General features: G+C 68.8%; 29 protein-coding genes. 14 read left to right on the top strand and 15 right to left on the bottom strand.

Annotated elements, in window-relative coordinates:
* Nucleotides 1-30: 30 nt before the first annotated feature.
* Together BN996_RS05935 and BN996_RS05930 are read right to left on the bottom strand one after the other, a co-directional pair.
* Nucleotides 31-789, bottom strand: a complete 759-nt coding sequence (locus tag BN996_RS05935) for an SDR family oxidoreductase (protein ID WP_089777597.1) — start codon at nucleotides 787-789, stop codon at nucleotides 31-33.
* A gap of 104 nt (nucleotides 790-893) precedes the next feature.
* Nucleotides 894-1,184, bottom strand: a complete 291-nt coding sequence (locus BN996_RS05930; RefSeq protein WP_058826157.1) for a DUF5827 family protein — start codon at nucleotides 1,182-1,184, stop codon at nucleotides 894-896.
* 158 nt (nucleotides 1,185-1,342) lie between these two features.
* Here BN996_RS05930 and BN996_RS05925 point away from each other — a divergent pair, with 158 nt between their 5' ends.
* On the top strand, nucleotides 1,343-1,768 hold the full coding sequence (locus tag BN996_RS05925; RefSeq protein ID WP_089777596.1) for a DUF7522 family protein: 426 nt from the start codon (nucleotides 1,343-1,345) through the stop codon (nucleotides 1,766-1,768).
* A 116-nt stretch (nucleotides 1,769-1,884) separates the two neighbouring features.
* Here BN996_RS05925 and sod read toward each other — a convergent pair whose 3' ends face one another.
* From sod to BN996_RS05910, 3 genes are all read right to left on the bottom strand, one after another.
* Entirely contained in the window at nucleotides 1,885-2,637 is a 753-nt protein-coding gene (gene sod, locus BN996_RS05920) for a superoxide dismutase (RefSeq protein WP_089777595.1), read from the bottom strand.
* Between the two features lie 137 nt (nucleotides 2,638-2,774).
* On the bottom strand, nucleotides 2,775-3,380 hold the full coding sequence (locus tag BN996_RS05915; protein WP_089777594.1) for a DJ-1/PfpI family protein: 606 nt from the start codon (nucleotides 3,378-3,380) through the stop codon (nucleotides 2,775-2,777).
* A gap of 84 nt (nucleotides 3,381-3,464) precedes the next feature.
* A complete protein-coding gene (locus tag BN996_RS05910) occupies nucleotides 3,465-4,919 on the bottom strand; it encodes a cryptochrome/photolyase family protein (RefSeq protein WP_089777593.1) in 1,455 nt (484 codons plus the stop codon).
* A gap of 387 nt (nucleotides 4,920-5,306) precedes the next feature.
* Between BN996_RS05910 and BN996_RS05905 the strand changes: the two genes are divergently transcribed.
* Nucleotides 5,307-6,074: a DUF8054 domain-containing protein gene (locus BN996_RS05905; RefSeq protein ID WP_089779844.1), complete on the top strand. Its 768-nt coding sequence runs from the start codon at nucleotides 5,307-5,309 to the stop codon at nucleotides 6,072-6,074.
* Nucleotides 6,075-6,122: 48 nt separating this feature from the next.
* On the opposite strand, the gene BN996_RS05900 is transcribed toward BN996_RS05905, so the two are convergent.
* Nucleotides 6,123-6,806 carry a 6-hydroxymethylpterin diphosphokinase MptE-like protein gene (locus tag BN996_RS05900; protein WP_089777592.1) on the bottom strand — a complete coding sequence of 228 codons (684 nt, stop codon included), beginning with the start codon at nucleotides 6,804-6,806 and terminating at the stop codon, nucleotides 6,123-6,125.
* Nucleotides 6,807-6,994: 188 nt separating this feature from the next.
* Entirely contained in the window at nucleotides 6,995-8,134 is a 1,140-nt protein-coding gene (locus tag BN996_RS05895) for a dihydropteroate synthase (protein WP_089777591.1), read from the bottom strand.
* Between the two features lie 180 nt (nucleotides 8,135-8,314).
* Here BN996_RS05895 and BN996_RS05890 point away from each other — a divergent pair, with 180 nt between their 5' ends.
* From BN996_RS05890 to BN996_RS05870, 5 genes are read left to right on the top strand one after another with little or no spacing between them, the layout of a single operon-like run.
* Nucleotides 8,315-8,884 (top strand): response regulator, encoded by a 570-nt coding sequence (locus BN996_RS05890; RefSeq protein ID WP_007273328.1) that lies wholly within the window; start codon nucleotides 8,315-8,317, stop codon nucleotides 8,882-8,884.
* 22 nt (nucleotides 8,885-8,906) lie between these two features.
* Nucleotides 8,907-10,871, top strand: coding sequence for a HAMP domain-containing sensor histidine kinase (locus tag BN996_RS05885; protein WP_089777590.1), 1,965 nt, complete (start codon nucleotides 8,907-8,909; stop codon nucleotides 10,869-10,871).
* Between the two features lie 52 nt (nucleotides 10,872-10,923).
* Nucleotides 10,924-11,931 (top strand): PstS family phosphate ABC transporter substrate-binding protein, encoded by a 1,008-nt coding sequence (locus tag BN996_RS05880; RefSeq protein WP_226908707.1) that lies wholly within the window; start codon nucleotides 10,924-10,926, stop codon nucleotides 11,929-11,931.
* Nucleotides 11,932-11,975: 44 nt separating this feature from the next.
* Nucleotides 11,976-12,566: a DUF8114 family protein gene (locus BN996_RS05875; protein WP_007273325.1), complete on the top strand. Its 591-nt coding sequence runs from the start codon at nucleotides 11,976-11,978 to the stop codon at nucleotides 12,564-12,566.
* A complete protein-coding gene (locus BN996_RS05870; RefSeq protein WP_089777588.1) occupies nucleotides 12,563-13,342 on the top strand; it encodes an RNA methyltransferase in 780 nt (259 codons plus the stop codon). Before BN996_RS05875 ends, BN996_RS05870 begins: the two co-directional genes overlap by 4 nt.
* Before the next feature lie 16 nt (nucleotides 13,343-13,358).
* Here the strand turns inward: BN996_RS05870 and BN996_RS05865 are convergent, their stop codons facing one another.
* Nucleotides 13,359-13,820: a MaoC family dehydratase gene (locus BN996_RS05865; RefSeq protein ID WP_089777587.1), complete on the bottom strand. Its 462-nt coding sequence runs from the start codon at nucleotides 13,818-13,820 to the stop codon at nucleotides 13,359-13,361.
* Between the two features lie 173 nt (nucleotides 13,821-13,993).
* Between BN996_RS05865 and BN996_RS05860 the strand changes: the two genes are divergently transcribed.
* Nucleotides 13,994-14,914, top strand: a complete 921-nt coding sequence (locus BN996_RS05860; RefSeq protein ID WP_089777586.1) for a M48 family metallopeptidase — start codon at nucleotides 13,994-13,996, stop codon at nucleotides 14,912-14,914.
* Nucleotide 14,915: 1 nt separating this feature from the next.
* Nucleotides 14,916-15,443 carry a hypothetical protein gene (locus BN996_RS05855; RefSeq protein WP_089777585.1) on the top strand — a complete coding sequence of 176 codons (528 nt, stop codon included), beginning with the start codon at nucleotides 14,916-14,918 and terminating at the stop codon, nucleotides 15,441-15,443.
* A 43-nt stretch (nucleotides 15,444-15,486) separates the two neighbouring features.
* Here the strand turns inward: BN996_RS05855 and gatE are convergent, their stop codons facing one another.
* From gatE to BN996_RS05830, 6 genes are all read right to left on the bottom strand, one after another.
* Nucleotides 15,487-17,361 (bottom strand): Glu-tRNA(Gln) amidotransferase subunit GatE, encoded by a 1,875-nt coding sequence (gene gatE / locus BN996_RS05850; protein WP_089777584.1) that lies wholly within the window; start codon nucleotides 17,359-17,361, stop codon nucleotides 15,487-15,489.
* Between the two features lie 47 nt (nucleotides 17,362-17,408).
* On the bottom strand, nucleotides 17,409-17,573 hold the full coding sequence (locus BN996_RS20740) for an HVO_2901 family zinc finger protein (RefSeq protein WP_013035362.1): 165 nt from the start codon (nucleotides 17,571-17,573) through the stop codon (nucleotides 17,409-17,411).
* A gap of 235 nt (nucleotides 17,574-17,808) precedes the next feature.
* Entirely contained in the window at nucleotides 17,809-19,218 is a 1,410-nt protein-coding gene (locus BN996_RS05845) for a class II fumarate hydratase (protein WP_089777583.1), read from the bottom strand.
* 124 nt (nucleotides 19,219-19,342) lie between these two features.
* Complete coding sequence (locus tag BN996_RS05840) at nucleotides 19,343-19,606, bottom strand: BolA family protein (protein ID WP_089777582.1); 264 nt, start codon at nucleotides 19,604-19,606, stop codon at nucleotides 19,343-19,345.
* Between the two features lie 78 nt (nucleotides 19,607-19,684).
* Entirely contained in the window at nucleotides 19,685-20,740 is a 1,056-nt protein-coding gene (locus BN996_RS05835) for a dipeptide epimerase (RefSeq protein WP_089777581.1), read from the bottom strand.
* Nucleotides 20,737-21,777, bottom strand: coding sequence for an N-acetyltransferase DgcN family protein (locus BN996_RS05830; RefSeq protein WP_089777580.1), 1,041 nt, complete (start codon nucleotides 21,775-21,777; stop codon nucleotides 20,737-20,739). The genes BN996_RS05835 and BN996_RS05830 overlap by 4 nt, the downstream gene beginning before the upstream one ends.
* Nucleotides 21,778-21,883: 106 nt before the next feature.
* Between BN996_RS05830 and BN996_RS20030 the strand changes: the two genes are divergently transcribed.
* From BN996_RS20030 to BN996_RS05815, 4 genes are all read left to right on the top strand, one after another.
* The gene (locus BN996_RS20030) at nucleotides 21,884-22,048 is read left to right on the top strand and encodes a hypothetical protein (protein WP_167344109.1); all 165 of its coding nucleotides are present in this window, start codon (nucleotides 21,884-21,886) and stop codon (nucleotides 22,046-22,048) included.
* Entirely contained in the window at nucleotides 22,045-22,848 is an 804-nt protein-coding gene (locus tag BN996_RS05825) for an IclR family transcriptional regulator (protein WP_089777579.1), read from the top strand. Before BN996_RS20030 ends, BN996_RS05825 begins: the two co-directional genes overlap by 4 nt.
* Nucleotides 22,849-23,122: 274 nt before the next feature.
* Entirely contained in the window at nucleotides 23,123-24,442 is a 1,320-nt protein-coding gene (locus BN996_RS05820) for a class-III pyridoxal-phosphate-dependent aminotransferase (protein ID WP_089777578.1), read from the top strand.
* A 68-nt stretch (nucleotides 24,443-24,510) separates the two neighbouring features.
* Entirely contained in the window at nucleotides 24,511-24,966 is a 456-nt protein-coding gene (locus BN996_RS05815) for a DUF7988 family protein (protein WP_089777577.1), read from the top strand.
* Between the two features lie 46 nt (nucleotides 24,967-25,012).
* On the opposite strand, the gene BN996_RS05810 is transcribed toward BN996_RS05815, so the two are convergent.
* Nucleotides 25,013-25,336: a ribbon-helix-helix protein gene (locus tag BN996_RS05810; RefSeq protein WP_004969267.1), complete on the bottom strand. Its 324-nt coding sequence runs from the start codon at nucleotides 25,334-25,336 to the stop codon at nucleotides 25,013-25,015.
* 132 nt (nucleotides 25,337-25,468) lie between these two features.
* On the opposite strand from BN996_RS05810, the gene BN996_RS05805 reads away from it, so the two are divergent.
* On the top strand, nucleotides 25,469-26,392 hold the full coding sequence (locus BN996_RS05805) for a DUF7979 domain-containing protein (protein ID WP_089777576.1): 924 nt from the start codon (nucleotides 25,469-25,471) through the stop codon (nucleotides 26,390-26,392).
* Nucleotides 26,393-26,442 lie beyond the last annotated feature (50 nt).

Below are 26,442 nucleotides of genomic sequence, written 5' to 3'. Positions count from 1 at the left end.
GTATCGACGTTACCGACGCCCCGACGCCTCTTACCGACTCGTGTAGCCGCCGTCGACGGTGAGCGCCTCGCCCGTCGTGAACGACGCGCCGTCGGAACAGAGCCAGACGACCGCGGAGGCGATTTCGTCCACGTCGCCGAGGCGGTTCATCGGGTGGAGCGACTCGATGCCCTTCCGGGCTTCGGGGTCGTCGAGGCCGCCCTCGCCGAGTAGTGGCGTGTCAACGAACCCCGGACACACCGCGTTGACGCGGACGCCCTGTTCGGCGTACTCGATGGCCGCGGTCTTCGTCAACCCGAGGACGCCGTGTTTCGCGGCGACGTAGTGGCTCGCGTTCGCGAAGCCGACCTTTCCGAGAATCGACGCCATGTTGACGACGACGCCTCCGTCGCCGTCGAGCATCGCGGGAATCTCGTGTCGCATCGACCGCCAGACGCCGTTGAGGTTCACGTCGATGACTTGTTGCCACTCGTCGAACGAGAGGTCGGCGGCCGGTTTCTGCGCGCCGCCGACGCCCGCGTTGTTGCAGGCGAAATCCAGTCGCCCGTACTCCGAGACCGCCGTCTCGACCATCGCGGCGACGGCGTCGCCGTCCGTCACGTCCGTCTCGACGAACGTCGCCGTCCCGCCGGCCTCCTCGATGCGCGCGACGGTCTCCTCGCCGCCCTCGACGTTCACGTCGGAGACGACGACGCGCGCGCCCTCCGCGGCGAACGCCTCCGCCGTCGCGCGACCGATTCCAGAGCCAGCGCCTGTTACAACCGCGACTTCGGTGTCGAACTGAGCCATAGTACGATAGAGAACACAACAACCTGACAGATAACCGTTTGTGCGACTCTCGCGTCGGGAGAATGTCGGGGACGGCGACCAGCGCGGTGAGTGTGTGGCGGCGGCTACTCCTCGTCTTCTTCGGGGACGGCGTCGGGGTGGAGGCCGAAGTAGCCCGGTTCGTCGCTCCGGGGGTCGTTGATGACGAAGTCCTCCTGATTGGCGACGATCCACGGAATCGTCCACTGGACGATGCGGTCTTCGGTCTCCTCGCTGAGGTCGTCCTGCGGCGACAGCCCCTGCATCAGGCGGGCGATTTCGCCGACGGTGTACATGTAGTCGGGGTCGAGGATGTCGGCGGGTTCGTACAGCAGATACCCGTAGAGGGTGTCGAACTCGTCTTTCGGCTTGGGCATACCGCACGCTTCTCGGCCGACGGTCAAAACCCCGACGACAGCGGGCGACGCGCGGGGGAGACGACGGCACTGCGGGCGGTGAGCGCCCCCGTGACGCCCGCACGAGCCTCCACGGGCCCATGAGTAGGCTTATCATCCGTGCCGCGAGACCCGAAACGATGAGCGACGCCGCCGCACGACTCGTCGAGGCCTTCCGAAGCTTCGGCGGGGACGACCTCCGAGACCTCTGGGTCTTCGACCACCACGGGTACGAACACCTCTATCTCAGGGCGGACGTGTCCGATGCGCTCGAATGCCTCGACGTCTCCCGATTTATCGACAACGAGCGGTTCGGCTACGTCACGAGAGACACCTACGAGACGCTGTACTACGCGGACTACGGCTACACCGTCCGCGGATTCGACTCGTTCGAGCAGTTCCGGACGTTCGTCGGTGACCGCCCCACCGGCGTCCTCGCCAGCTTCGACCGCGGAACTGACGGCCGCGACTTCGCCGCGCTGTACGACCGGGTCTGCGCGCTGAACGAGGAGTTCGGCGGCACAGAGCTGTTCTCCGACCCGACCGCCCGCGACGGACAGTTCTGAGCGGCGGACCGCAATCCGAGAGAGACGGCTCTGACGGCTCTCAACACTCTATTCGACGCGAATAGCGCCGTCGCTGGCGGCGTGGCGTCCGAAAGAAAAGTCGGGATGTATCGGGTTTACTCGAAGAGTTCGACGGCCTGCTCGTAGCGAGCGGCGGGTTCGTCCCAGTCGACGACTTCGAAGAACGCGCTCACGAAGTCGCCGCGGGCCGGGCCGTAGTCGTGGTAGTACGAGTGCTCCCAGACGTCCAGCGCGAGAATCGGGTGACTACCCCAGAGCGCGCCCTGGTCGTGCTTGTCGACGACGACGTTCCGAAGCTGGTTCGAGAACGAGTCGTACACCAGGAGCGCCCAGCCGCCGGCCGGGCCGTAGTCGTGGTAGTACGAGTGCCCCCAGACGTCCAGCGCGAGAATCGGGTGACTACCCCAGAGCGCGCCCTGGTCGTGCTTGTCGACGACGACGTTCCGAAGCTGGTTCGAGAACGAGTCGTACACCAGGAGCGCCCAGCCGCCGGCCGCGCCGGCCGCCGCTTCGAATTCGCCCTTCCACGCCTCGTAGGAGCCGAAGTCCTCCGCGATGCGCTCTGCGAGCGCGCCCGAGGGCTCGTCGCCGCCTTCCGGCGACATGTTCTGCCAGAACAGGTCGTGCAGAATGTGACCGGAGCCGTTGTGCGTGACGTTGCGGAGCGCGCCGGCGGACGAGCCGAACTCGCCTGCTTCGCGGTTGTCGGCGAGGGTCTCCTCGGCCGCGTTCCAGCCGTTGACGTAGCCCTGGTGGTGGGTGTCGTGATGCCACGTCAGCACCTGCTCGGAGATGTGCGGTTCGAGGGCGTCGTACTCGTACGGAAGCGGGTCGAGTTCGTAGCTCATAATGTGTAACCTCCGTATCACGGGTGGGGCGGAATCCTGTTAAAACTTGAGGAGAGGTATGCTAGCACAAACCACGGTATAGAGACCGCTGTCGGTCGATTTCTCCCGTTCGAGAAACTCCGGTTCGCGCGAGCGTGTCAGCCGTCGAACGGGTCCGTCCGGCGCTCGTACTCGATTTCGGTCGAGACGGCGTCGGCGATGTCTGACCCGAACTCGCGCTCGACGACGTGTAACGAGAGGTCGAGTCCGGAGGTGACGCCGCCCGCGGTGAGCACGTCGCCGTCGTCGACGACGCGCGCTTCGACGACTTCCGCGGCCGTTTCTCGGAGGTCGGCGAGCGCGCCGCCGTGGGTGACCGCGGGGCGACCGTCGAGGACGCCGGCGCGGGCGAGGAGCATCCCGCCGGTACAGACGCCCGCAACGGTGGTCCCGGCCTCGTGGAGCGCGGCGATGGCGTCGGGAATCTCGCCCTTCTCGGCTTCGGCCCACGCGCTCTGTTCGGCGCGGGAGTTCCAGCCGCCGCCGGGGACGACGAGGAGGTCCGGGCGGTCGGTCTCGGGGTCGAGGACGCCGTCGACGCCGACGCGCATCCCGTGGTTCGCGGTCACGGACTCGCGGTCGTCGAGCGCGACGAGTTCGGCCGCGCAGTCGGCCCCGGCCGCGCCGGCGTTCTGGAACACCTCGAACGGCGCGACGGCGTCGAGTTCGTCGAAGCCGTCGTAGAGGATGATAGAGACGTGCACGCTTCCGGAGTCGGTGCCCGAGGAGAAAGCCGTTCGTGCCGCGGCGACCGCGGGCGGAGAAACGCGGACTGATTCGGCCGACGCTCAGTCGTCGCCGCGGGCGGCCTCGAACATCGAAATCGCCCGCTCGCGGCGCTCGGAGTGGTCCACGACCGGGGCCGGGTAGTCGGGCGCGAGGCGCTCGCGTTCGAGGTCGGTCAGTTCGTGCCACTCGTGGATGGCGTTGGCCGTCACGTCCGATAGCTCGGGGACGTACCGCTTGATGTACTCGCCGTCGGGGTCGTAGCGCTCGCCCTGCGTCATCGGGTTGAAGATGCGGAAGTACGGCTGGGCGTCGGTCCCGGTCGAGGCGGCCCACTGCCAGCCGCCGTTGTCGTTGGCGGTGTCGTGGTCCGCGAGGTGCTCGCGGAAGTGCGCGTAGCCGTGTCGCCAGTCGCACAGGAGGTCCTTCGTGAGGAACGACGCGACGATCATCCGGACGCGGTTGTGCATGTGCGCCTCCTCGCGGAGCTGTCGCATCCCGGCGTCGACGATGGGATAGCCGGTTTCGCCCGCCTTCCACGCCGCGAGCTCTTCGGCGTCGTCGCGCCACGCGATGTCCTCCTCGTACTCCTTGTAGTTCTCCGTGACGACGTTCGGGTGCTCTCGGAGGACGTGCGCGTAGAATTCCCGCCACGCCAACTGCGACTGGAACTCCTCGACCGACTCGTCTCGCTCGCCGCCGACGCCCTCGCGGGCCGCCGCGGTCGCCGCGTACACCTCGCGGATGCCGATGGTCCCGAACTTGAGGTCCGCCGAGAGCCGCGACGTGGCGTCCCGCGTCGGGTAGTCGCGGTCGTCGGCGTAGCGGTAGATGGCGTCCGCGCAGAACGCCGACAGGCGCTCGCGGGCCGCCTCGGTCCCCGCCGACTGGACCGCCGCCGTCGGCTCCTCGAAGCCGAGGTCCGAGACGGTCGGCAGGTCGCCGACGGCGATGTCGAACTCGGCGTCTCCGTCGGCGAGGCGTTCGGCTGCGGATTCGAGCGTTCCGGCGTCGGCGAGGTCTCCGGCCTCCGGTTCCGAGTACGGCTCGGGCTTGTCGCGGTCGCGCCACTTCTTCCAGAAGTAGGTGTAGACGGAGTACGTGTCCCCCGCGTTCGTCGTGATGCTCCCCGGCGGGTGGAAGATGGCGTCGTGGACCGGTTCGCGGGCGACGCCGGCGTCGTCGAGGGCGAGCCGCACGTCGGCGTCGCGCTCGCGGGCCAGTCCGGAGTAGTCGATGCCCCACACGGTCCGTTTCGCATCGAGCGCCGCCGCGACCGCCGGCACGACCGTCCGCGGGTCGCCGCGGGCGACGAGCAGGTCGCTCCCGCGCTCTCGGTACGCCTCGCGGAGTTCGGCGAGCGCGTCGAGCAAGTACCTGACGCGGGGCGCGCCGGCGTGGTCGAGCACGTCCCGGTCGAAGACGAAAAGCGGGGCGACGGGCCCCGCCTCCGCGGCCGTGGCGAGGCCGCGGTTGTCCGCGACGCGCAGGTCCCGGCGGTGCCAGTGCAGTTGCATAGCCGCGCCTCAGGACGGCGTCTATGTCAATGTAGCGGCAGTCGGCCGCCGACAGGCGGGAAAACCGCTCGACCGGCTCGTTCGACTGAGCTTAATCGCCCGGAGACGCTGGAAACGGCTTCCTACCGCGTCTCGCGGCGGCAGTCGCTCGTTTTCGGACGCCCGTTGGCATGAATGTGGTACGACAGCCGACACTCCCGGCGACGCGACTGTCGCGGGTAATGTGATGTTATCGACCGAATTCCCGGACCGGAGCACGTTTACGTTCTTGCTATCTGGTGTACCCGGTTCATACCTATACGGCGTCGTACCCACGGTTCTGGTATGTCCGGGCATCGCTTCCTTCCCGACTCCGGGGTCCGACAGCCGCGTCTCCGTTCCCCGCTCGTGTTTCCGCTTTTCCTCTTGACGCTCGTCTGCGGCACGCTCGGGTGGCTTGTCTGGGTCCCCTACGGCGTGTTCCTCGGCGTCTTGCCGCCGGTCGTCGTCTTCGGCTTCGCGCTCGCCGAACTCTCGTCGCCGCCGCCGTCGCCCCCGCGACTCCCGTCGGCGCGACCGTCGCCGCCGCTCTCGCTCGACGGCCGGGTCGACCTCGCGGCCGCCCTGCACGGCGCGGGCGTCTTTTCGGCCGACGCGGACGGCACGCTCTCTTTGTCGCCGCAGTTCGCCGAAGAGTGGCGCGCCCGCGTGCTCGACACCGAGGGGCGGGACCACGACCGCGAGGCGCTCGCAGGACTCCTCGGCGTCGATCCGGACAGAATCGAACTGGGGTGGGACGAGCGGGGGCTGTTCGCGCGCCTCGACCGCGGGACCGTGGGCCGGTGGGCCTCTCGCGCCGCGTTCGTCGCCGACCTCACGGCGGTCGCGACGTTCCGGCGGTACTACCCCGAGTGGTGGCGGCTCTCGACGGCGGACCGGAACCGCGTCCTCGGAGCGCTTCGGCTGTGTCTCCGGACCTGCCCGACCTGCGACGGCGCGGTTTCGGTCGAGACGAAGCGAGTTGCGGGCGCCGAACGCGGTGGGACGAAACGGCGCGTCTCGGCGACCTGCCGCGGCTGTGACGCGTCCCTGTTCGACGGCGTCGTCGAGCAGTCGGCGGGCGAGCAGTCCGGGTCCGAGGAGGGGGCCGGCGTGCATCCGCAGAACACGAGGTAGCCGGGCGACCGCTCACCGCTCGCCGGGGACGCGTTGGCGCGGGCGCTCTCAGGGGAGCGGGTCGATGCCGTCGCGTCGCCCGTCGAGCACCGAAAACCGCTCCCCGCGGCGTCGTTCGAGCCACCTGAGCAGTCGTTCTGCCCACCGGAGTTTCTGCGCTTTCATGGCGTCCACGGTCGGGTCGTCGAAGTCCCAACCGACGAAGACGAGCCGGTCCGCCCCGAGTTCGTCGGCGGTGAAGGCCGCCCGGTCGCCGTCGGTGAAGCCGCCCCAGTTGACGACGGGACCGACCGGGGCCGCCTGCGTCGTCCCGAGGACGTGGTCGGTATCGAACCGCGGCACCCACTCGCGGACCGCGGGGAGGTTGTCACCGTGGGCGTGGGCCGCGACGGGCACGCCCGATTCGGTCAGTTCGACCGCCGTCTCGGGGTTTTTGTCGAGGTCGGTCACCATCAAATCGAGGTCGAACCCGGCGTCTCGAACCGCGTCGGCGGCGGTGGAAGCGGCGACGACGACGTCCACGTCGGGGCCGTCGAGCCGGTCGAGTTCGGCGTCGAGCGTCGGGGCCGCCCCGCAGACGGCGACGGTCGCGCCCGCCCAGTCCAGTCGGTCGCGGTCGAACGGTTCCACGAGGTCCGCGAGCGCGTCTCTGGCGCGCTCGTCGCCGGTTCGGTCGAAGCCGAAGTCATCGAGAATCCGCCCGTAGACGGGTTCCCACGTGGTGAAATCCATGGTGTAGCTGTCGCTCAGAATGTAACTGTATGGGCCGGAACGGCACTCGTGTACCCCTACCCGCGTGCCCTTCCGGCGTCCACAGGACCGTTTTAGAGTCGGATGGTATAAGTTTTCTCTTAGTAGAACGGTCAACGTCTGCCGAACGTCAGACGGGCAGACGGGTCTGTGAAGGGTTCTCGAACCGGTTAACGCGTCGCCCGCTCGACCGTTTCGAGGGCGGATTCGAGGGCGTCGGACGCGTCCGTGACGAGCGCCGAAAGCCGGGCGAGCGCGGCGGGCGTCCCGACCAGAAGCGCGCCGGTGTCGCCGCCGGCCAAGACGGCTCCCGCGTCGCCGGCGGCGGCGGCGAGGGCCTCCCGGTCGTCGGCCCCGAGCCCCTCCAGTTCGAAGACGCGCGTGACGCTCTCGGCGGCGACCTCGCGGTTCGCGCCGACGCGGTCGAGGTGTCTCGCGGCCTCGCCGGGCGTCGTCACGTCGAGTTCCTCGACCGACACGTCGCCGGGTTCGCGGACGCGGCGGCGCTTGAACTCGTGGCCGATGAGGGCGGCGTCGCGGGTCTCTTTCACGTCGTGGGTCCGGACGACGTGTGCGCCGCGCTCGACCGCCATCGACGTGGCGGCGAGGCTGACGGGCAAGGCCTCCTCGGTCGGGCGGCCGGCCACGTCGCGGAGGAAGTTCTTGCGGTTGATGGAGACCAAGATGGGGTGGCCGTAGCCGCGGAACTCCCGCAGGCGGTCGAACGTCTCGCGGTCGTGTTCGAGCGTCTTCGCCTCCGACCAGCCGCCGAAGGCGGGGTCGACGATGGTCTTGTCGGTGAAGCCGTTCAGTTCGAGGGCGTCGTAGATGTCGTCGACCTCCTCTATCGCGCCGGGGCGAGTGAGGTCCGGGGGGCTGGCCATCTTGGCGACCGCGGCGTCGAACTCCTCGCAGACGCGGGGCATCTCCGGGTCGGCGAAGCCGCAGATGTCGTTGACCATGTCGAAGCCGCCGTCGAGCGCCGCCTCGGCGACCTCGTGGTAGCGCGTCTCGATGGAGAAGACGGCGTCGCCGGAGACGCTGTCGAGGACCGAAAGCGCCGTGTCGAGGCGGTCGAGTTCGTCTTCGGCCGACAGCACGTCGAGGCGCTTGTTCGCCGATTCGAGGCCGACGTCGACGATGTCGGCCCCCTCGTCGATGAGCTCGCGGTCGACGTATTCGGCGGCCTCGCTCGGGTCGTTGAACACGCTCGGCTTGTACGGGGACTCCTTGGAGACGTTCAGCACACCCATGATTCGGGGCGGGTGGTCGTCGCCGATTTCGAGTCCTGCCGCATCGACGGTTCGCATACCCGTCGGTTGGACCACACGATTATATGCCGACCGGTCGCGGAAGGCGGGCGAGTTCGTCGAGTACGAAGCCGCATGCGACGGAATTGAGGGCTATTGAGTCCTCATAGCAACCGCTTAATAGCGCTCTCTGGACTACACAGCCAACCGGGTGCCTTCCGGGCGCACCCACACAGGATTATGACTGGCGACGGACCACCGACGATACTCGCCGTTGACGACGAACCGTCCCTGACGACGCTGTACGAGGCGTGGCTCGCGGACGACTACCGCGTCGAGACGGCTTCGAGCGCGGAGGAGGCGCTCGGACTCGTCGCCGACGAGTCGTTCGACGCCGCGATGCTCGACAGGCAGATGCCCGGCGGCACCGGGGACGAGGTGCTGTCCGAACTCCGGGCGCGCGACCACGACTTCCCGGTCGTGATGGTGACCGGCGTCGACCCCGACACCGACATCGTCGAGATGCCGTTCGACGACTACCTCGTCAAGCCGGTCGGAAAACTGGAGGTCCGCCGCGCCGTCCGCTCGCTCGTGGTCCGCGGGTCGTACAACGACCTGCTCCGCGAGTACTTCGCGCTCGCCCGCAAGCGGGCCGTGTTGGAGTCCACCTACGACCGCGAGACGCTCGAAGAGTCGGCGTCGTACCGCGAACTCACCGCCTCGGTCGATGACGCGGCGGCCCGCGCCGACGACGCCCGCGCGGAACTGCTCGACGACGCGTTCGAGGAGGCGGCGCTCGACTTCGGATGACTGACCGGAGGCTCGACCGGCCGTGACGCGACGCCTCCTGCCGCGGTTCGTCAGGAAGCGGTACGCGGTGCAGTTCGCGCTCGCGGTCGGTCTCGTCACGCTCGCCATCGCGGCCGTCGGCGGCTACTCGTATCTCCACGCCAACGAGGTCATCGGCGACGAGACGCGCGACGACCTCGTGACGAACGCCGAGATTCAGGCGCAGAACCTCGACGAGTGGCTCACGCGGATGGAGGTGCAGATGCGGTCGATATCTGAGTCCGCGGCGTTCCAGTCCGGCGACGACCGCGACATCAACCTCTATCTGTGGTCGGTGGTCGAACGCGACCGCGACATCGACGCCGCGTACTACATCGACACGAGAAACGAGACGGTTCTCACGAGCACGGGGAGCGCCAGCGTCGCCTCGGCCGAGTCGGTGACGACGTACTACGGCCGCCGGGAGTTCACCGCGCTCGCCCAGCAGTCCCACGGCGACGTGGTCGTCTCGGACCCGTTCCGCCCCTCCGAGGGGGCCGCGCCCGTCGTCCTCTTCGCGACGACGATTCCCGACCGCCCGAACCGGGCCGTCATCGCCGTGGCGAACCTCCGAGACATCTCCGAGACGCATCTCCACGACATCGACGCCGGCCGGTTCGTCGTCGTCGACGGGGCGGGGACGGTCGTCCTCGCGGAGGACGAGTCGCGGCTGTTGGAGACCGACGCGCTCGACACGACCCGATACGACGCCGCGTCGGGGTTCGTCCCCGGGCAGTTGCTCGCCGGCTCGTCGACCGAGGTCGGGTTCGCCCGGATGGAGACCCACGACTGGGTCGTCACCTCCCGCGTCCCCACGGGCGAGGCGTACGCCCTGCGGACGGACATCCTCACGCAGATACTCGCGACCCTGTTCGTCGTCGGCGCGGGCGCGGCCCTGCTGGCGGTCACCATCGGTCGGGACACCGTGGACGCGGTTCGGACCCTCGGGTCGAACGCGCGGGAACTCACCGACGGCAACCTCGACGTCTCAATCGACCGCGACCGCGAGGACGAGTTCGGCGACCTCTACGAGGCGTTCGACGTGATGCGGGTTTCCCTGCGCGACCAGATTCTCGAAGCCGAGCGCGCCCGCGAGGAGGCCGAGGCGGCGAGAGGGGTGGCGTGGGCCGAAAAGGAGGCCTCCGAGCGCCGCCGCCGCCACCTCGAACGGACCGCGGAGGCCTACGGCGAGGTGATGCGGGCCTGCGCCGACGGCGACCTCGCGGAGCGAATCGAGCCCGACGAGGAGAGCGAGGCGATGGCCGAGGTCGCCCGCTCGTTCAACGAGATGATGGCCGACGTACAGGAGCGAAACGAACAGCTCCGAACCGTCTCGAACGTGCTCTCGCACGACCTGCGAAACCCACTCAACGTCGCGGTCGGCCGGGCCGAACTCCTCGCCGACGAGACCGAAAGCGACCACGTCGAACCGCTCGTCGAGTCGCTCGACCGCATCGACGCCATCATCGACGACGCGCTCGTGTTGGCGCTCCAGCGGCGGGTCGAAGACACGCTCCCGGTCGCGCTGTCGGACGCGGCCCGGCGGGCGTGGGGGCACGTGGAGACGGGGGACGCGACGCTCGTCGTCGAGGAGAACGCCCGGTTCGCCGCCGACCCCGACCTCGCGGCCCACGTCTTCGAGAACCTGTTTCGGAACTCCGTCGAGCACGGCGACCCAGACGGAGTGACCGTCACCGTCGGCGCGCTCTGCGACGCCCCCGGCTTCTACGTCGAAGACGACGGCCCCGGCATCCCGGAGGCCGACCGGGCGAGCGTGCTCGAACCGGGCTACACGACGAACCGCGCCGGCGGCGGGACCGGCTTCGGCCTCCCAATCGTCCTGCAGGTCGCCGACGCCCACGGCTGGGACCTCGCGCTCTGCGAGTCGGCGACCGGCGGCGCGCGGTTCGAACTCAGCGGCGTCGAGCATGTCGGCGGCGGTGCCGACGACGCCGTCTCCCTCGTGTGACTATATACCCCACTTAGCAACCACCATGACCGGACGCGAGAAACGACCGACCGTGAAGCCACCTTGTCGGGGCGGAGACGGAGCGAGTCGGCGCGGGTTCCTCGGCGCGCTCGGGGCGGCCGGGGCAGTCGGGCTCGCGGGCTGTCTCGGGAGCGTCGGGTCGGTGCCGGGGCCGACCGCGAGTCGGACCGCGACCGCGACGGCCGACGACGCGCTCTCGGGGCGTATCGCTATCGCCGGAAGTAGTACGGTCTACCCGCTGACGCTCTCGCTCGGCAAGTCGTTCTCGGAGGCGCACCCGGACGTGACGGTGTCCGTCGCCTCGACCGGGACCGGCGGGGGGTTCGCCGACTTCTTCTGTGCGGGCCGGACCGTCGTGAACGACGCGAGCAGGGCCATCGAGGCGGACGAGCGCGACGCGTGTGCGGCCGCCGGCATCGGCCCCGTGGAGTTCCGCATCGCCACCGACGCCGTCTCGGTCGTCGTCAACCCCGACGCCGACTGGGTGGACTGCCTCACGCTCTCCGAACTCGCCGCGATATGGCGCGTCGGCGGGGCCTCGTCGTGGAGCGACGTCCGACCCGAGTGGCCCGACGAGCCGATTCGCCTCGCCGGCCCGACGACCGCCTCGGGCACGTTCGACTACTTCTCCGACGCCGTCCTCCCGAGCGCGGTCCAGCGGACCGACCACCTCACGACCGAACAGGACACGGTCATCGCCAAGACCGTCGGCGACTCCCCGCACGCGATGGGCTACTTCGGCCTCGCGTACTACCTCCAGAACCGCGACACCGTCCGCGCGGTCCCGATTTCCGAGCCCGACGGATGCGCCCTCCCGTCGCCCGCGAACGCGAAGAACGGGACCTACGACACGCTCTCGCGACCCCTGTACGTCTACGTCGCCCGCGAGGCGCTGTCGCGTCCGGAGGTCGCCGCGTTCGTCCGCTACTACCTCGAACGGTCCACGTCGGAGCCGGCGGTCGTCGGCTACGTGCCCGTCACGGAGGAGGCGGCCGCCGACAACCTCGACCGGCTGGACGCGCTCCTCGCGGACGGCTGACCGGCATCACGCCATTTTTATCCGCCGCTCGGCTATCTCGGCCCATGGCGAAGGTCAGCGTCGGACTCCGCGGATGGCGGTTCGAGGAGGCCGAGATATTCACCGACGAGGGCGAGTTCAAACCGCTCGACGAGATTCCCGAGGACCCGCGGGAGCGACTCGTGCGCCTCGTCTCGCTCGTCGAGGAGCCGTGCGACGCCTGCTATCTGATTCACGGCGACGAGGAGATACAGCAGTGCCGACAGGCGTCCATCGTCTACGGCGAGCCCCGCGAGGAGGTGCTCCTCTGCGAACACCACGAGCCGGACTTCCTCTACTGGTTCCGCGAGGAGGACGGCCGCGACCTCGTCGGCGACGCGGTGTTCGCCGACGCCTTCCACGAGTGGTTCGCCGACGGCGGCCGCGCCCCCGAGGGCTACGGCGGACTGGAGTACGTCGACACCGAACCCGACGAACTGCCGTCGCCGCCGGACGCGAACGAGATACAGCGCCGGCTGGAGGAGAACTTCGTCGAGGGCGAGCGCATCGACCTCCGCGATTACGGTCCCGACGCGGACGACGACGAGGACGCGACGCCCCTGACCGAAGACGACCTCGACGGCGTCGACCTCGACACGGACTACCCGACGAGATGAGCGGCGACCGAGACGCCGACGCCGACCGGGGCCGCGAGTTCGTCGTCGTCGTCGTCGAACCCGAGACGCCCGGCAACGTCGGGACCATCGCGCGGGCGATGAAGAACTTCGGCATCTACGACCTCCGCCTCGTCGACCCGCCGGAACTGGACCCCGACGGCGAGGCGTACGGCTTCGCCGGCCACGCCCGCGAGGACGTGCTCCCGAACGCCACCGAGACGACCTTGGAGGAAGTCGTCGAGGAGTTCCACACCGTCGGGACGACCGCGGTCTCCCACGAGGACTCCACCCGGCACGTCCGCTACCCGTTCAAGACGCCGGTCGAAATCGCCGACTCGCTGGAGTCGGTGCAGACGAAGACCGCGCTCGTGTTCGGCCGCGAGGGAACCGGCCTCGACAACGAGGAGTTGGCGATGCTCGACGAGGTCTGTTGCATCCCCGCGGACGACCGCTACCCCGTGTTAAACCTCGGGCAGGCGGCGACGATTCTCATGTACGAGCTTCGCCGCTTTACGGTCGAGGAGACGCAACTCCCCGACGTGGAGCGCGAGCGCGCCTCCGAGGACGAAATCGAGGTCGTCTATCGCTTTTTCGACGACCTGCTCGACGCCGTGGACTACCGCGAGCACAAGCGGACCAAGACCTCGCGGATGATGCGCCGACTGCTCGGGCGCGCCCACCCGACCGAGCGCGAGGCCGCGACGCTGACGGGCGTGTTCCGCCGGGCCGCCGAGGCCGTCCGCGACCCGGACCGCTTCCGCGACGACGAGGACTGACGCGGCGCGCCCCGCGCTACTCCGCGTCGCCGTCCCGGCGGGCGAACATCACGTAGCTCACGAACGAACAGACCTTCTCGACCTCGCCCGACTCGCGTTCGGCGCGGGTCGTCGTCCGAATCTCCACGAGGCCGCGACTGTCGGTCTCGACGGTCGTCTCCAGCACTTCGGCTTCCACGACGAGCGTATCGCCCGGGTACACCGGTTTCCACCAGCGAAGCTCGTCGACGCCCTTCGCGCCGAGGGACGCGGAGTCGGCGAGGAAGCCGTCCACGAGCAGGCGCATCGTCATCGCCGTGGTGTGCCAGCCGCTGGCGATGACCCCGCCGTACATGGATTCGGCCTCGGCGCGCTCCGTGTCGGTGTGGAACCACTGCGGGTCGTACCGCTCGGCGAACTCCAGAATCTCCGATTCGGTCACGTCGTACGCGCCGAACTCGTGAGTGTCGCCGACCGCGAAATCCTCGAAGAACTGCATGACCCCACTTCGACTGGCCCCGTGGAGAAAGTAGCGGTGCCGGCGGTCCGGGCGACGCGCTCCCCCGGTCGCGTTCGGCGACTTCGCTTCCCCGACGCGCCAGACAGCTTTTGCGACCCGGCGTCCTACCCTCACGCGAGATGGCAACGTCCCCGCGTCGCTCTCGCCTCCCGATGGTCGCCGTCGGCGTCGTCGTCCTCGCGTTCTACCTCTCGCTCAGCGCGCTCAGCGCGTTCGCGGTGGTGACGCTCTGGCGACTCCGCCCCGACCCCCTGACCGCCGCCGTCGTCGGCGTCGCAGTCGCCGTCGTCCTCGGCTATCTGAGCTTCCGCTTCGGCACGGTGCGCCTGCTCAGCCAACTCGACGCGCGGGACATGTCGCCCGCGGAGTCGCCGTCGGTCCACCGCCTGCGCGACCGACTCGCCGAGCGGATGGACATCGACCCGCCGACGCTGAAGCTCGCGCGCTTTTCAGCGCCGAACGCGCTGGCGCTCGACCCGATGGGCCGCGACGTGGTCGTCTTCGACGCCGCGCTGTTCCGCCTCCTCGACGCCGACGAGTTCGAGGCCCTGCTGGCGCACGAACTCGCGCACCTCGAACGGAAAGACGGGCTGGTCCAGTCGCTCGTGGCGAGCGTCCTCCAGACGGTCGTCGGCGTCGGCTACCTGTTCGTCTCGCCGGTGACGTTCCTGACGACGGGGCTCGCCCTCGGCTCGGCGTGGATGCGCGGCCGACCGGGGTCGTGGCCCGAGACGCTCGCCGGACGGATTCGCCTCCGACTGGACGAGTTCGTCGGCCTGTTCGGCTTCGGCCTCACCGTGTTCGTCCGGTCGCAGTCGAGAAAGCGGGAGTTCGCGGCCGACGCGCGGGCCGCCGAGGTGACGGGCAAGCCGATGGCGCTCGCGTCGGCCCTGCGGAAGTTAGAGCGGGCCGCCCGGCCGCAACTCGGGCTGTCGCCGCTGTGGGTGTACGGCGAGGTCGAGGTCGAAGACCCGGTGTCGGACCTGCTTTCGACCCACCCCTCGACCGACGAGCGCGTCGAGCGGCTGGCCGCGATGGCCGACGAGTCGATGACGCGAATCGAGGTGCGGTGAGATGCCCGGTTCGCCCGACCCGGTGCTCGGCGACTGGCTTCTCACCCACGTCGTCGCCGTCGCCGCCGCGCTCACGACCGTCGGCGTCGTCTACGCGACCCGCGCTCGGAGCGCCCGCGGTTTTCTGACGCCCGCGCTCCTCGGTGGCGGCTACGCCCTCGCCGCGCTCGCCGTCTGGACTGTCGCGCGACTCGTCACCGACGCGTTCCCCTCGGGCTTCGTCGAGGACCCGCTGGCCGCGGCGGGCTTCCTCGGGTTCTCGTTCCTCCTGCTCGCCGGGTTCGTCGTCGTCGCGGCCCTGCTGTTCGCTCGCCGGGGGCTGGTCGCGCCGCTCGTCGCCCTGTTCGGCGTCACGGAACTCGTCTGGTGGGCGTTCCTCCACGTCCGCGGCGAGACGGACGCGCTCGGGATGTTCCTCATCTTCGGACCTGCGCTGTTGGTCCTCCTCGTCGCCGCGGCCGGCGTCGAGTACGCGGGTCGGTGGGTCCGGCGGCGGTTCGTCCGCGACGGCGGGCGCTCGACGTCGTGAGAACGGGGAGAAAAGACGGTCGGCGAGAACAGTCGGGGCCGATTCAGGCGCGCTTTTGAATCTCCTCGCGGAGCACGTCGCTGACGACCTCGCCGTCGGCCTTGCCGCGGAGCGCGCCCATCGCCTCGCCCATGAGCGCGGAGAACGCGCCCATGCCCTGCTGTTCGACCTGGTCGGCGTTGCGCTCGACGACCTCGGCGATGGCCTCGCGGACCTCGTCCTCGGAGACGCCGGAGAGGCCGGCCTCCTCGACGGCTTCCTCGGCCGTGAGGCTCGGGTCCGCGGCGATGGTGGCGAGCACGTCGTTGACGCCCTCCTTGGCGAGGTCACCGTCCTCGACGAGGTGCATGACCGCGAGCAGGTGGTCGTCGGTGAGTTCGGAGACGGCCACGTCGTCGCGGCGGAGTTCGGTCAGCGTCGATTCGAGCAGGCCCGCCGCGAACGTCGCGTCGATGCCGGCGTCCACCGCCTCCTCGAACAGCGGCATCTTCCGGCCGTAGGCGACCTGTTCCGCGAGGCCGGCGTCGAGGCCGAACTCGGCCTGATAGCGGTCGACCTTCTCGGTCAGGAGTTCGGGCGTCTCCACGTCGCTCGGGTCGAGGTCGACGGGGAGCACGTCCGTCTCGGGGTACATCCGGGCCGCGCCGGGGAGCGGGCGGAGGTAGCGCGTCGTGCCGTCGTCGTTGGCACCGCGGGTCTCCTCGGGGACTTCCTCGATGGCGACGGCGGCGCGTTCTGCGACCGCGTCGATGGCGAGGTCGGCCGTCTCGGCGTCGTCGGCGACGATGGCGACCGCGTCCTCGGGGCCGGCGTCGACGGCGTCGCGGAGCGCCTCTACTTCGGCCTCGGTGACGCCGTAAGCCGGCAGTTCGTCGGTGTGGAAGATGCCGCCCGCGCCGTGGCGCTTGGCGTGGTCGGAGAGTTCGGTTCCGAGGCGGCGGTCGGGCTGGAGTTCGCGGCCGACGAGGCCGTCGAAGCCGTACAGGGGGACGGCCGTGACCTTCCCGCCGGCGTCGAGCGCGCCGCGGATGACGCCGGAGTCAGAGTCCTCGAACACGTCGGTCACGTCGGCCACGTCGCCGACGGAAGCGTCGCGCGACCGGAGTTCGTCGCGAATCTCGACGAGTTCCGCCTGTCGGCCGACCTCGAAGCGGACGATTTCGTCGATCTGGTCGAGCGCCTGCACGCCCTTGATTTCGACGCGCGCGCCGTCGGCGATGGAGACGTTCACGTCCTGTCGGATGGTGCCGAGGCCGCGTTTGACCTTGCCCGTCGAGCGCAGGAGCATGCCGATGGTCTGGGCCGCCTCGCGCGCCTGCTCGGGCGAGGAGATGTCCGGACCGGTGCCGATTTCGACGAGCGGGATGCCGAGGCGGTCGATACTGTAGAGGACACCGTCATCGCGCTCTTCGACGCGCTGGGCGGACTCCTCTTCGAGCATGAGGTCGACGACGGAGACGGGACCGTCGCTGGTCTGAATCTCGCCTTCCTGCGCGATGAGCGACGAGCGCTGGAAGCCCGAGGTGTTCGAGCCGTCGATGACGAGTTTGCGCATCACGTGCGCCTCGTCGACGACGTTCATGTCGAGCAGTTCGGCGATCTGCATGGCGACCGTGCGCGCCTCGTGGTCGAGTTCGTGCGGCGGCTCGTCGTCCTCTTCGACCAGACAGGTCGAGTCGTAGGCGAGGTACTCGAACTCGCGTTCGACGCGGCTCTCTTCGAGCGCGGCGTCGTCGAGCTCGCCCAGTTCGCTCTTGGTCGGATGGAGGAACCGCGAGAACGTGCGCGCCGCCTCGTCTGGCTCGCGGAGGTCGGTCGGACACCCGCAGAACAGCTTCGTCTCGGTGTCGAGTTGCTGGTGAATCTCCAGCCCAGCCACGAGGCCGAGGTCCTCGTAGTCGTAGTCGTACTCGGTCATTGGTACTCCCTGCGTTCGGGGGGAGTAAAAAAGGATTCAGTCTGCCGTCAGAGACGGCGCAGACCCTCGCCGATACCTTCCACCTGTTCACACTCGGGACAGACGTACGTCCACCCGTCGTTCGTCGCTCGTCCCTCCGGGAATACGGCCCCACAACCTCGACACTCCAACATGTCTCGCCCGCGGGCCCGCTGCTGTTGCAGTCCGGCCATACTGGTATAATCGTCAAAATCAAGCTTCAAAATACCGGTTTTCGAGATTTCGTGACAGTTCTTCACTCGGGAGCGACTGTCACGGCGTCACGGGGGTGCGATTGCTACCGCAAGCCGAGTAAATATAACCGTCTCCGCGGCTGAACTGACCGAAATCGACGCGAACGCGACCCGAACAGAGCGGTTCACCCGCTCACCCCGACGTATCAAAAAGTGGACTGTTTTTTCGGCCCGCTCAGTCGTCGCCGAGGATGCCGCGATGGGTCATCTTCTCGGGGTCGAGCACCTCGTCGGCTTCCGCCTCGGTGAGGTAGCCCTCGTCGACGGCGACCTGCCGGACGCTCTTGTCCTCAGCGAGCGCCTTTTTCGCGACCTTCGAGGCCTTGTCGTAGCCGATTGCGGGGTTGAGCGCCGTCGCCAGCGCCATCGACTGTTCGACCCGCGTCTCGCAGTGTTCCTCGTTGGCTTCGAGCTTGGCGACGAACCGCTCGGCGAACACTTCAGAGGAGTTCGCCAGCAGTTTCGCCGATTCGAGGAAGTTGTGCGCGAGAACGGGCTTGTAGAGGTTGAGGTCGATTTGGCCCTCGGCGGCCCCGGCGGAGACGGCGGCGTCGTTGCCGACGACCTGCTTGTGGACCTGGTTGACCGCCTCGGCGACGACCGGGTTGATTTTCCCGGGCATGATGGAGGAGCCGGGCTGGTTCTCGGGCTGTTCGAGTTCGCCGAGGCCGTTGCGCGGGCCGGACGCCAAGAGACGGAGGTCGTTGGCGATTTTGTTGAGGGAGCCGGCGACCGTGCGGAGCGCGCCGTGGGCCTCGCTCATCGCGTCGTGGGCCGCCTGCGCCTCGAAGTGGTTGTCGGCCTCGCGGAACTCGACGCCGGTCTCCTCGGACATGTACTCGGCGGCCTTCGCCGGGAACTCGGGGTGGGTGTTGAGTCCCGTGCCGACCGCGGTGCCGCCGAGCGCGAGTTCGCCGAGGTGCTCGCGGACGTTCTCGACGCGGCGGATGCCCTTTTCGACCTGCGTGCGGTAGCCGCCGAACTCCTGTCCGAGGCGGACGGGCGTGGCGTCCTGCAGGTGGGTGCGGCCGGTCTTGACGACGCCGTCGAACTCGTCTTCCTTGTCGCCGAGCGCCTCGGCGAGCGTCTCCAGCGCGGGAAGCAGGTCCTTCTCGACGGCTTCGAGGGAGGCGACGTGCATGGCCGTCGGAATCACGTCGTTGGAGGACTGGCCGAAGTTGACGTGGTCGTTCGGGTGGACGACGCGGTCGCCGATGCCCTCGCCCATGATCTCCGCGGCGCGGTTGGCGATGACCTCGTTGGCGTTCATGTTCGAGGAGGTGCCCGAGCCGGTCTGGAACACGTCGACGGGGAACTGGTCGTCGAGTTCGCTGGCGATGACCTCGTCGGCGGCCTCGACGATGGCGGCCGCGACGTCCTCGTCTATCATGCCGAGGTCGCGGTTGGCCTGCGCGGCGGCCTTCTTCACCACGCCGAGCGCGCGGACGAACCGCCGCCCGAAGGTGATACCGGAGATGGGGAAGTTCTCGACCGCCCGCTGGGTCTGTGCGCCCCAGTAGGCGTCGACAGGCACTTCCATCTCGCCGAGACTGTCCCGCTCGATTCGATAATCATCGTCGCCCATGATTCGGGGGTCGTTTTGGCAGGGGGTAAAATCCATTGGTCCGTGCGCCCCGCTGACAGCCGCGACCGCCGGCGCTCGTCGGCGTCCGTCGGCGTCCGTCAGTGCGCCGACCGCGACGGCGCAGTTACTCCTCTCGCGCCGCGTACTCCTCGGGCGTGTACGTCTTCAGTTCCATCGCGTGGATGTCGGTCGTCATGTGGTCGCCGAGGGCGTCGTAGACGAGCTGGTGCTGTTGGACGAGCGACTTCCCCTCGAAGGCGGGCGAGACGACGACGGCGGCGTAGTGGTCGTCCTCGTGGTCCTGATCGACCGTCCGGGGCCGCGAGACCGTCGCGTCGGCGTCCTCGATGTGCGATTCGATGAGGTCCTCGATTGCGGAGAGTTCCATGTCCCAACTGGCGGCCCGCGCCGGCAAAAAGCGTCCGGGAAGCGGTCGGTGCATCGGTCGCGGGCGAACGAGCGGTGCTCAGACGCTCGGCGTGATGCCGTGGCCGGGACCGTCGAGCGCGTGGACGGGGCCGGTCTCCTTCGGGACCACGTCCTCGGCGAGGAGTCGCGTCGCGTCCAAATCGACGTGGGAGAAGCCGCCGATACCGGAGACGAGGTGGGCGCTGGTGTGGATGCCGATGGAACTCTCCAGCATACAGCCGACCATCAGGTCGCGGCCCGCCGCGCGGGCGATGGCGGCGATGTCGGCCGCGCCGAGGAGTCCCGACTTCCCGAGTTTGACGTTGATGACGTCGGCGGCGTCCTCGCGGACCACGCGCACGGCGTCTTCGGGCGTGAACACGGTCTCGTCGGCCGCGACGGGCGTCTTCGTCCGGTCTCTGACGCTCGCGAGCCCGGAGACGTCCGTCTTGGTGACGGGCTGTTCGAGCAGGGAAAGCGGGATGCCGGCGTCGTGAACGGCGTCGTCGAACCGGACGGCCTCCGAGACGGACCAGCCCTGATTCGCGTCGACGGTGAGCGTCGCGTCCGGCGCGGCCTCGGCGACGGCGCGGAGCCGTTCGAGGTCGGTCTCGACGCGCTGTCCGACTTTCACCTTGATGGTCTCGAAGCCGGCTTCGGCGGCGGCCGCCGCGCGGTCGGCCGCGACTTCCGGCGGGTGAATCGGTATCGACATGTCGGTCCGCACCGGGTCGGGCGTCCCGCCGAAGAACTCCGACATCGGTAGCTCGCGCTCCCGGCAGTAGGCGTCGATAATCGCGGTTTCGAGGGCGAACAGCGCCGACACCGCGCCGGGGTACGTCGCGTGCAACGACTCGATGACGGCGCGGTAGTCCGCCACGTCGCGGCCGACGAGGAGGTCGCGGGCGTGCCTCGCCGTGTCGAGCGTCGCGCCCTGCGTCTCGCCGGTGACGTAGTGGTCGGGCGACCCCTCGCCGTAGCCGACGACGCCGGCTTCGGTCTCGACCGTCACGAGGACGTTCGGGGCCTCGTACTGCGTTCCGAGGGCGATTTCGAACGGTTCGACGAGCGGCAGGTCGAGCGCCTCGACGCCGACCGAGACGATGTCGCTCACAGCGCCTCCAACACGGCGTCGAGGAGCACCTCGGACCCGCCGTCCGCGTACACGTTGCCGGCTGGGAGGCTGGTTTCGGCGGTCACCGCGTCGGCGTCGCCCCACGTCGAAACCGCGGCCACCGTCGCCGGAGACAGGTGTTCGATGAGCGAGATTTCGTCCGCGAGCGGTTCGACCTCGAAGCGGTCGAAGTCGTCGCGCGAGTCCCGGCCTGGTTCGTCGGCGACGACGACCGCGTCGGGGTTCGCCCCGTGGAGGAGTCCGAGCGTCACCGCCGAGTAGGCGCGGTGGGAGAGCGCGGCCTGCCCCTCGACGAAGACGAGGTCTCGGTCCTCGGCCACGTCGCAGACGAGGTCTTCGACCACGCCCGCGACGAAGTCGGCCGGGACGCGGTCGATGACGACGCCGGCGTCGGCACCGATCATCACGCCGGTCTGCCCGGTGGCGACCCAGCCGGCGTCGAGGCCCGCCTCGCGCGCGGCGCGATACAGTTCGAACGTGGTCGTCCGCTTGCCGACGGCGCAGTCGGTCCCCATCGTCAACACCACGTCGGCGTCGCAGTCGTCGACGCGCCCGTCGGCCACGCGCAGGTCGTCTTCGGGCGGCTTTCGAACGTCGACGAGGGAGACGCCGGCGGCGGCGGCCCGCTCGCGCCACTCGGGGTCGTCGCTGAGGAACTCGTGGAGGCCGGAGACCACGTCACAGCCGGCGTCCATGGCGGCCTCGATGTCCGGAACCCAGTCTCGCGGGAGGCTCCCGCCGACGGGCGCGACGCCGAGCACGAGCGCCTCGGCGTCGGGGGCCTCCTCCAACGCGGCCGCGACGGAGGGGACGACCGCGGGCGGCGCAGCGAGGTCGGTTCCGAGCACGTCGGCGGCGTCGCGGCCGGCTTTCTCGGAGTCGACGACGGCCCGAACGTCGAACAGGGTCCCGTGGGCGACGACGCCGTTGGCGGTCTTTCCCGCCGTCTCACCGAAGGCCCCCTCCGCGAAGACGATGGTCTCGACGGGGCCCTCGTAGCGTTCGGTCAGATGCATACTGTAGCTGGGTCATCTTTCGGGCAAAAGTCAGCCCCCTCGTATGAGAGGGTCCGTCGTCGGGGTTCGGATAGCTATAACTCGGCGCGCCTCGACGGGTCGTCTCATGAGTCCGGACGACACAGCGAGTCGGGGCGGGGCGGCTGCGGAGGGGTCCGAGGCCGCGGACCTCGTCGCTCCGTACCTCTCCGGCGCGAACGCCCGGCTGGTCGCCGACGCGGAACCGAAGGCACTGGCAGACAGCGTGACGTTCCACGTCGAGGAGCGATGAGCGAGGGAGACGCCGGAGACGAGCCGCGGCGAATCAAGTCGGTCCAGACCGCGAGCCGAATCGTCTCCGTGGTCCAGCGGCTTTCGAACCCGACGCTCGGCGAGATCTGCGCGGAACTCGACGCGTCGAAGGGGACGATACACACCTACCTCGCCACGCTCGAAGACGAGGGGTTCCTCACGCGAACGGGGCAGTCCTATCGGCTCGGCTTCCGCTTTGTCACCCTCGGCGAGAGCGTCAGAAACGAGACGCCGCTGTACCGCGCGGGCAAAGAGGAGGTCGACGCGCTCGCCGCCACCACCCACGAGTACGCCCATCTCACGGTCGAACACCGGGGCCGCGAGGTGACGATTTACGAGAGTCGCGGCGACGACGCCGTCGCCACCGACTACCACCTCAGGATGCGGGAGACGCCCCAACACCTCCACTACAGCGCCAGCGGGAAGGCGCTCCTCTCGCAGTTCGACGACGACCGGGTCCGGTCGATACTCGACAGCGAGGGCCTCGTCGGCCAGACCGAGAACACGATTACGGACCGCGACGAACTGTTCGCAGCACTCGAACGGGTCCGCGAACGCGGCTACGCCGTCAACGACGAGGAGGAAATCCGCGGGATGCGCTCGGTGGGTGCGCCGGTTCGCGGCGTCGACGGCGCGGTTTGCGGCGCGGTCAGCGTGACCGCGCCGACCAGCAGACTCACCGGCGAGCGGTTCGAGACCGAGGTTCCCGAACTCGTGACGGAGACGGCGAATCTCATCGAACTGAACCTCGAAACCGCGGTTTTCGAGCGAAATCGGTGACCCCGGCGTTCGAGTTCGCCGCGTCTGGATATATCAAACGAGAGAGCGACCGCGCGCGCCGTGTCGTGTGACACCGTCCCCCGCGATTGGTCGCTGTTCGCCCGGACCCACGTCCGACCGTCGAACGAACGCACCGGTCGACGCTCGACGAACCGCCTGTATATATCAAATACATCTCCGATATTTAGAAACAAACAACACCCATTCGGACAATTACTTGCTCTAATACGCCTGCTTAGCAAAATTTTATGTATGTATGTCCAATCTGTTGCGTATGAACCGAGACACGGTCGAGCCGAGCGTCGGTGAGTTCCCCGGCCCGAAGGCGGAGCAGTGGGTCTCGTACCACCAGCGGTCCGCCGCGCCGAGCACGTACGTCTACGACTTCGTCTGGGACGTGACCAGAGACGCGGTCGGTCCGTTCTGTACCGACCCCGACGGCAACGTCCTCCTCGATTTCACGAGCCACGTCGCGGCCGCGCCGCTCGGCTACAACAACCCGGACCTCATCGACCGACTGCGGGAGTTCGACCTCGTCGATCCGATGAAAATCGCCGGTCAGGACTTCTACGTCAGCACGGGCGGCACGCCCGACGACACGTCGCTCCCGGGGCCGGCGCACCTGATGGACCTCCTGACCGAGGTCACGGGCCAGTACGACATGGACACGGTGTTCCTGTCGAACTCCGGGGCCGAGGCCGTCGAGAACGCCATCAAAATCGCCTACGACAACTGCGAGACGCCGAAGTACGGCATCACCTTCGAGGGCGCGTTCCACGGCCGCACCCTCGGCGCGCTCTCGCTCAACCGCTCGAAGTCGGTCCACCGCCGGAAGTTCCCGGAGGTGTCGGGCATCGTCGACGTGCCGTACTCCATGGAGGGCGTCGAGCGACTGCGCGCCAAACTCGACGGGGCGAACGGGCATCTCCCCGCCGACCAAGTTGCGTTTCTCATCCTCGAACCCGTGCAGGGCGAAGGCGGCTACCGCGTCCCGAGCGACGAGTTCATGCGCGAGGTGAACGCGCTCTGCGACGCCCACGACATCACGATAATCGCCGACGAGATTCAGTCGGGCGTCGCGCGGACCGGCGAGATGTGGGCCTCGGACCACTACGCGCTCGAACCCGACGTCATCACCAGCGCCAAGGCGCTCCGGGTCGGTGCGACCATCTCGCGGAGCGACGTCTTCCCCGAGGAGGAGGCTCGGCTCTCGTCGACGTGGGGCGCGGGCGACGTCCTCGCGGCGATGCAGGGGGCGCTCACGCTGGAACTCATCGAGGAACAGAACCTCGCGGCCAACGCGGCTGAAAAGGGCGCGTCCCTCCGGTCACGCCTCGAATCGGCGACCGAGTCGCTCGCGGAAGTCGTCGACGTGCGCGGCCTCGGACTGATGGTCGCCGTCGAGTTCGACACCGAAGAGCGCCGTGACGCGGTCGTCGACGCCGCCTTCGAGCGCGGCCTGCTCACCCTCGGATGCGGCGCGCGGTCGCTCCGACTCCTGCCGCCGCTCGACGTGACCGAGCGCGAACTCGACCTCGCGGTCGACCTCCTCGACGCCGCGCTGTCGGACGTGGTCGGCGTGGCCGCACCCTAGCGCCGCCGTCGCCGCCCGACCCGACGACTCGACGGAGGTTTTTATCCGGGGACGACGCACCTCGGGTCGTGACTGACGTGACACCCGCCACCGGGGCCGCCGAGGAGGCCGTCCGCGTGCTCCGCGACGACCACGAGCGACTGCTGACCGTCGTCGGCCAGTGCGCCATCGCCGTCGCCGCCGAGTGGGACGGCGACTCGGTGACCGACCGCGAGCGCGTCGTACCCCCGTTCAGGCGCGCCCTCGACGGCTCCGGCGCGCTCTCTCGCCTGCCGCGGGCGCTCGCCGACGCGGTGACTGCCACCGGCCGGCCGATGGCCGCGCCGCCGGTCGCCGCACCGCCCTACGTGGTCGTCACCGGCGAGGGCGTCGTCCTCCGCGCCACCCTCGGCGAGGAGCGACTGGTGATGCTCCTCCGGGCGTTCGAAGTCGTCCGGGGCGACGACAGCGACGGCGACGGCGACGACGGAGCCCACCGCTACCGCCGCATCGACGGCGTCGAAATCGAGGCCGAAATCGTCTGAACGCCCCGTCTCGACCGCGATTACAGATACCCAACCTCGGCCGCGGTTACATCTGGTAGCGTCGCACGTCGTCCCGCGGCGGGGCCTGCGACTGCCCGGTCATCTCCTCGTAGGTCATCCCCGCGAGGTACTCGTCGTAGGTCACGTCGTAGCCCTGCCGGAGGTGGAAGTCGAGCTGGCCGCGGTCGAGTTCCGACTGGAACAGCGCGTGGACCGCCCGGCGGACGAGTTCGTCCGCGTCGTCGGGGTCGAACAGGGCGACGAGCATGGCGAGTTCGTGTCGCGTCTCGCGGTCGAGCGACACGTCGAGGCTGTCGCCGAGGTCTCCGTAGGCCGCGTCAACGTCGTCTGTGAGTTCGTCGAGCGTCATCGCCCGGCGATGGGGCCGTCACGGGGATACGCGTTTCGACCGCGGTAGCTGTTCGCTGTGCGTCCCGCCGGTCGGTCGGTGGTGGCGGTCCCCGACAGAAGACACTTACTGGTGATTCGGCAATTTCCGCGCATGTCCCCGGAACTCTCTCGCCGCTCCCTCCTCGGCGGCCTCGTGGCCGGTTCGGCCCTTCTCTCGGGCTGTCTCGGCGGGCTCCCCGGCAGTAGCTGTCCCTCCAGTTACTCGCTCGAAGCGACGGCACTCTCCGACCCCGAACTGGTCGATACCGTGACGCAGGACTTCCACGAGCACGCAGACACGGTGTCGAATCTCGTCGCAACTGCGGCCAACGAGGGGGAGGCTACGTACAGTACGTACCGCCATCTCCCGCTCGATTCGGGCGACTACGTCGAACACGACGGCGCGTACTACCGCGTCGAACGCGAGCGAACCGAGACGCGAGAACGCACCGCCCGCGAGGTCGGAATCGAATACGACCGAAACGAGTCGCCGCCGACGGTTGGAGCGACCGTCTTCGACTTCGCCGAACTCCCGAAGGCCGACCGCGAGGCGTTCCTCGCCGCGTATCCGAGCGAGAATTTCGAGAACGGCGACGGCCCGCGAGGATTCTCGGTCGGCGGATACGCGTACGTCTATCCCGACGGTGCCGACTCTCGACTCATCGACGCCGGAACCGTCTGGGTACGCTACGATGGGCGACCGTTCGAGGTGACCGTCGGCGAGACGCGAACCGTCGAAGAGGAGACTTTCAGATACACGCTCGAACAGGTCGGCGAAGACCGGGCGGCGTTCGCCGCCTTCGTTCACGAGGAACTCGTCGTTCCGCTCGACGACCTCTCCGACGCCGAGCGCGCGGTGTTCGAACGCGCAATCGAGGGAGAGGTAGACGAGTGCGAACCGCTCTCCGACGACTTCGACGCGCTCAAAGACCGGCTATACGAGATATCGGAGAATCGGGCGACCGGCCGCGGTCCCCCGCTCGTCGAGTACGAGGGAACCACGTACGAAGTGGACCTCGTAAACACGGTCGTCTGATGACCGTTCGGCATCGCCACGGCTAAACGCGGGCCGTCCCAAGCCGGGGC

Source organism: Haloferax massiliensis (genome assembly GCF_001368915.1).
In the GTDB taxonomy this organism is placed as follows: Archaea; Halobacteriota; Halobacteria; order Halobacteriales; family Haloferacaceae; genus Haloferax; species Haloferax massiliensis.
Note: the sequence above shows the minus strand (reverse complement) of the source record. Positions and strands in the feature narration are given on the sequence as shown.

Bases quoted from the DNA above. Each gene is read 5' to 3' on its own strand.
- BN996_RS05935 (WP_089777597.1), bottom strand. From the start codon at position 789: ATGGCTCAGTTCGACACCGAAGTCGCGGTTGTAACAGGCGCTGGCTCT.
- BN996_RS05930 (WP_058826157.1), bottom strand. From the start codon at position 1,184: ATGCCCAAGCCGAAAGACGAGTTCGACACCCTCTACGGGTATCTGCTG.
- BN996_RS05925 (WP_089777596.1), top strand. From the start codon at position 1,343: ATGAGCGACGCCGCCGCACGACTCGTCGAGGCCTTCCGAAGCTTCGGC.
- sod (WP_089777595.1), bottom strand. From the start codon at position 2,637: ATGAGCTACGAACTCGACCCGCTTCCGTACGAGTACGACGCCCTCGAA.
- BN996_RS05910 (WP_089777593.1), bottom strand. From the start codon at position 4,919: ATGCAACTGCACTGGCACCGCCGGGACCTGCGCGTCGCGGACAACCGC.
- BN996_RS05900 (WP_089777592.1), bottom strand. From the start codon at position 6,806: ATGGATTTCACCACGTGGGAACCCGTCTACGGGCGGATTCTCGATGAC.
- BN996_RS05895 (WP_089777591.1), bottom strand. From the start codon at position 8,134: ATGCGAACCGTCGATGCGGCAGGACTCGAAATCGGCGACGACCACCCG.
- BN996_RS05890 (WP_007273328.1), top strand. From the start codon at position 8,315: ATGACTGGCGACGGACCACCGACGATACTCGCCGTTGACGACGAACCG.
- BN996_RS05875 (WP_007273325.1), top strand. From the start codon at position 11,976: ATGGCGAAGGTCAGCGTCGGACTCCGCGGATGGCGGTTCGAGGAGGCC.
- BN996_RS05870 (WP_089777588.1), top strand. From the start codon at position 12,563: ATGAGCGGCGACCGAGACGCCGACGCCGACCGGGGCCGCGAGTTCGTC.
- BN996_RS05865 (WP_089777587.1), bottom strand. From the start codon at position 13,820: ATGCAGTTCTTCGAGGATTTCGCGGTCGGCGACACTCACGAGTTCGGC.
- BN996_RS05860 (WP_089777586.1), top strand. From the start codon at position 13,994: ATGGTCGCCGTCGGCGTCGTCGTCCTCGCGTTCTACCTCTCGCTCAGC.
- BN996_RS05855 (WP_089777585.1), top strand. From the start codon at position 14,916: ATGCCCGGTTCGCCCGACCCGGTGCTCGGCGACTGGCTTCTCACCCAC.
- gatE (WP_089777584.1), bottom strand. From the start codon at position 17,361: ATGACCGAGTACGACTACGACTACGAGGACCTCGGCCTCGTGGCTGGG.
- BN996_RS20740 (WP_013035362.1), bottom strand. From the start codon at position 17,573: ATGGCCGGACTGCAACAGCAGCGGGCCCGCGGGCGAGACATGTTGGAG.
- BN996_RS05845 (WP_089777583.1), bottom strand. From the start codon at position 19,218: ATGGGCGACGATGATTATCGAATCGAGCGGGACAGTCTCGGCGAGATG.
- BN996_RS05840 (WP_089777582.1), bottom strand. From the start codon at position 19,606: ATGGAACTCTCCGCAATCGAGGACCTCATCGAATCGCACATCGAGGAC.
- BN996_RS05830 (WP_089777580.1), bottom strand. From the start codon at position 21,777: ATGCATCTGACCGAACGCTACGAGGGCCCCGTCGAGACCATCGTCTTC.
- BN996_RS20030 (WP_167344109.1), top strand. From the start codon at position 21,884: ATGAGTCCGGACGACACAGCGAGTCGGGGCGGGGCGGCTGCGGAGGGG.
- BN996_RS05825 (WP_089777579.1), top strand. From the start codon at position 22,045: ATGAGCGAGGGAGACGCCGGAGACGAGCCGCGGCGAATCAAGTCGGTC.
- BN996_RS05820 (WP_089777578.1), top strand. From the start codon at position 23,123: ATGAACCGAGACACGGTCGAGCCGAGCGTCGGTGAGTTCCCCGGCCCG.
- BN996_RS05810 (WP_004969267.1), bottom strand. From the start codon at position 25,336: ATGACGCTCGACGAACTCACAGACGACGTTGACGCGGCCTACGGAGAC.
- BN996_RS05805 (WP_089777576.1), top strand. From the start codon at position 25,469: ATGTCCCCGGAACTCTCTCGCCGCTCCCTCCTCGGCGGCCTCGTGGCC.